The following is a 3703-nucleotide window of genomic DNA, read 5'->3' as shown; positions in this document are numbered from 1 at the left end:
TTATTGTTTTTGGTAGATAAAGTTGCCGCTGGAACAAACTAAGAAATTATTTATTTCCATATAATTTAAGGTCTATGCTGAAAAGTGTAGACCTTATTTTTTTGATTTTTTTTCTCTCGCAGATCTTGCAGATTTGGCAGATATTATAATTAAAAAAAATCTCCTAAATCTGCAAAATCTGCGGGAGAACTTTTATGCTCAAAGCAATTCAAAAACCGACCACAAAACACTGAAAAACAAATATTTAAAAAACCTATTTCTTTTTTATTTAATTTTGTTTATTAATCTCCGATTCAATCTATTAAACTCCAAGCTCAATTTCTCAAACTATCATTTATTTTTTTGTTTTTACGAACAACATCATTCCGTAGGAATGTTTGATCGGTAGAACTAAATTTAGATTACAAATACACGTTCCGTAGGAACGTTTGATTAATAAAGCAGAGCCTTTCTCTCTAAAAAAACAGGTGTCCCTAAGGGACACACAATGCTACGCAATATATTTTTTCTACCGACGAGATATTCCTACGGAATATTGAATCATATAATTTTAATCTGTTATGCGATGAAATATAATTACTTTTTAATTGCTGTTTTTCTTCTTTTTGTTTCCTGTAAAGAAAAAAATACCGAACCCAAATCAGTTAAAATAAGCGCTTCGCAAGGATGTTATATTCCGAAAACGAACGATAAAGATTGGTACGCCCAAAACAAAAAAGCACCAATTTTTAAAGGTTTAGAAGGTGTTTCTTTTAAAATTACAACCAATAATCCTGAAACGCAGGAATACTTTAATCAGGGAATGATGTTGGCGTATGGATTTAATCATGCCGAAGCAGCAAGATCGTTTTATGAAGCTTCGCGATTAGATCCCAATTGCGCCATGGCATATTGGGGTTTTGCGTATGTTTTAGGTCCGAATTATAATGCTGGAATGGAAGAAGATAATTTTCAGCGTGCTTATAATGCGGCTCAAAAAGCTAAGAAACTTTCTGCGAAATGTTCTCCGAAAGAAATTGCTATGATTGATGCATTACTAGTGCGTTATGCTAAAAATCCTCCTGCAGATAGAAAACCGCTGGACATTGCTTATGCAGAAGCGATGAAAAAAGTATACGCTCAGTTTCCTTCAGATCCAGATATTGGCGCACTTTACGCGGAATCCCAAATGAATCTCCATCCGTGGGATTTGTATGAAAAAGACACCGGAATACCTAAAAAATGGACTCCAGAAATACTAAGCGTTTTAAATGAATTGATTAAAAAAAATCCGAAACATCCAGGCGCACATCATTTTTTGGTTCATGCTGTGGAAGCATCTTCACATCCAGAAAACGGACTTAAAAGTGCTAAATTATTAGAAACTTTAGTTCCAGGTTCAGGACATTTGGTGCACATGCCATCTCATATTTACATTCGTACGGGAGATTACCACCAAGGTACACTTTCAAACATCGAAGCGGTTAAAATTGATAGTTTGTATACAACTGCCTGTAATGCACAAGGCGCTTATCCCCTAGCCTATTATCCTCACAATTATCACTTTTTGGTGGCTACAGCTGCTTTAGAAGGAAATTCAAAATTAGCTTGGGAATCGGCACAAATATTACAACAGCATATGTCTCCTAAAATCATGCGTGAAGCCGGTTGGGGAACTTTACAGCATTATTATAGCATTCCGTATTATATCGCTGTAAAATTTTCGATGTGGAATAAAATTATGGAGATTCCGCAACCTGAAAAAGACCTTATTTATCCAAATGCGATTTGGCACTATGCGCAAGGAATGGCATATCTCGGGAAAAATGATATTGCCAATGCCGAAAAACAGCTTGCTTCTCTGAACCAATTAGCAAAAGATAAAACCTTAAAAGAGGTTACGATTTGGAATATCAATACCACTTATGATCTTGTTCAAATTGCTGCTAATGTACTTTCAGCAGGTGTTGAAGCCAAAAAGAACAATTTGGATAAAGCCGTTACTTTTTTAAATAAAGCAATCGCAATTGAAGATCAGTTAAATTACAACGAACCACCTGATTGGTTTTTCTCTGTTAGACATTATTTAGGCACAGTTTTACTTAAAGCTGGAAAATACGCCGAAGCTGAAAAAGTATACAGACAAGATTTGCAAACGCTTCCAAAAAATGGCTTCGCCTTAATCGGACTTTATAATGCTTTAACCGCACAGAAAAAAGAAAAAGAGGCTTTAAAAATCAAAACCTCTTTTGATAATGCTTGGCAATATGCTGATTTTGAGATTAAGGATTCTTCTAGTATTTTGGAATGATTTTTAGTTTTAATGTTTTTATCATGAAAAATCAGGTCACTAGGTTTATCATTTATAAGGCAAAAAAAATTGCATAAAGTCAGAGATATTTGCTTAGCTTTTTAATTCAAGTTTGGAACTCTTTGCAGAGCGCAGAAATAATTAATTCTCAACTAACTCAATATCCATCGTTTTAATCAATCCGTCTTGAAAAGTATAAATATGCTTTACAAATCCGTCAAATATCAGATTACCTTGAAGATCCTTTACTGTTTGGTGAACTTTTACTTCTAAACTTCCATTTTCTCTTTCATCAAAACCAACTGGCAACACTTTCGGATTTATTTCTGTCCATTGTCTTGTCCAATATTCTCGAATTTCATCATGACCACTAATATAACCTCCTTCCCAAGCTTTTGACCATTGTACATCATCTTGCATTGTAGATAAACAATTAGCTATATTTCTTTCGTTAAAAGCATTGTAAGCCTTTTCTATTATTGGTTCAAATTGATTTGACATATTTGATTGTTTTTTAATTAGTTCTATAAAAGTAGCACAGAAATAATAACTTTTTAATACAAATCTCAATAAATATCAAAACCCTAAAAACCAACTTCAAATATTATCAAATTTTTAATTTTCTCAGTTTTTAGAAAAAAATTAAGAAACCTTACTTTTCAAATTACTATATTTGGCGCACTTTAAACAAATATACTCCCTCCTTTTAAGGAACAAAATTATATAATCTGCTGTACTGTAAATGAAACCTGCAAAGTTCATATATGTCGTTTTACTATCGCTGCTTTCTTTTTTTAGAGGCACCGAAACGTATCAGCCGATTTTAAGCACTAGCAGTTGCATTACCTTAGATAGTGTTGCGGCAGACGACACGCAGATTTTTTCTTCTGACTTTTCTTCTTCTAAAAATCTAGAAGTTCATTACAAGCTCAAAAAGAAAATGAAATGCAGAGCGACTACTTTAGAACAAAGTACGATCAAAGCTCCTTATTTCAGTAATTTAGTCAACTTCAAGCTTTATAAAGAAAGCTTAATCTATGGTATAGCTTCAATATACCATATTGAAAGACATCCTCACTTGCATTTGTACCAGTTATTCTAGACTGATGTATTTCGTTGTTTTTATATTCTAGTATTCTGGAACGATACCTCATTTGCTTATGTGATTGAGCAGTTATTGCTATAAAAACACCTCTAAACGGCACTTTTCTAACAGAGAAGCATCCGAACTCATTTTTATTTTCTGTTTCGATTTTTATCGAAAACAAAATCCAAATTCAAACTCCCGATATTTTAGTATCAAGGGAGCACATCTATTTATTCAAAAATTTAAACCTAATGATGAGCATTTATAAAAATCCATTTCTTTTATGCACCTTGGCTTTATTCGTTTTAGTCTCGTGCGGAGATAAA

3 protein-coding genes are annotated in these 3703 nt (G+C 33.2%); 2 read left to right on the top strand and 1 reads right to left on the bottom strand.

Annotated elements, in window-relative coordinates:
• Positions 1-565: 565 nt before the first annotated feature.
• Positions 566-2290 (top strand): tetratricopeptide repeat protein, encoded by a 1725-nt coding sequence (locus B3J44_RS06410; RefSeq protein WP_286966929.1) that lies wholly within the window; start codon positions 566-568, stop codon positions 2288-2290.
• A gap of 141 nt (positions 2291-2431) precedes the next feature.
• Here the strand turns inward: B3J44_RS06410 and B3J44_RS06405 are convergent, their stop codons facing one another.
• Positions 2432-2791, bottom strand: coding sequence for a nuclear transport factor 2 family protein (locus tag B3J44_RS06405; protein WP_286966928.1), 360 nt, complete (start codon positions 2789-2791; stop codon positions 2432-2434).
• A 241-nt stretch (positions 2792-3032) separates the two neighbouring features.
• Between B3J44_RS06405 and B3J44_RS06400 the strand changes: the two genes are divergently transcribed.
• Positions 3033-3392 carry a hypothetical protein gene (locus B3J44_RS06400; RefSeq protein WP_198855911.1) on the top strand — a complete coding sequence of 120 codons (360 nt, stop codon included), beginning with the start codon at positions 3033-3035 and terminating at the stop codon, positions 3390-3392.
• The last annotated feature ends 311 nt before the right edge of the window (positions 3393-3703 follow it).

The organism is Flavobacterium sp. UBA4854 (assembly GCF_002399805.1).
Taxonomy (GTDB): Bacteria; Bacteroidota; Bacteroidia; order Flavobacteriales; family Flavobacteriaceae; genus Flavobacterium; species Flavobacterium ginsengisoli.
Note: the sequence above shows the minus strand (reverse complement) of the source record. Positions and strands in the feature narration are given on the sequence as shown.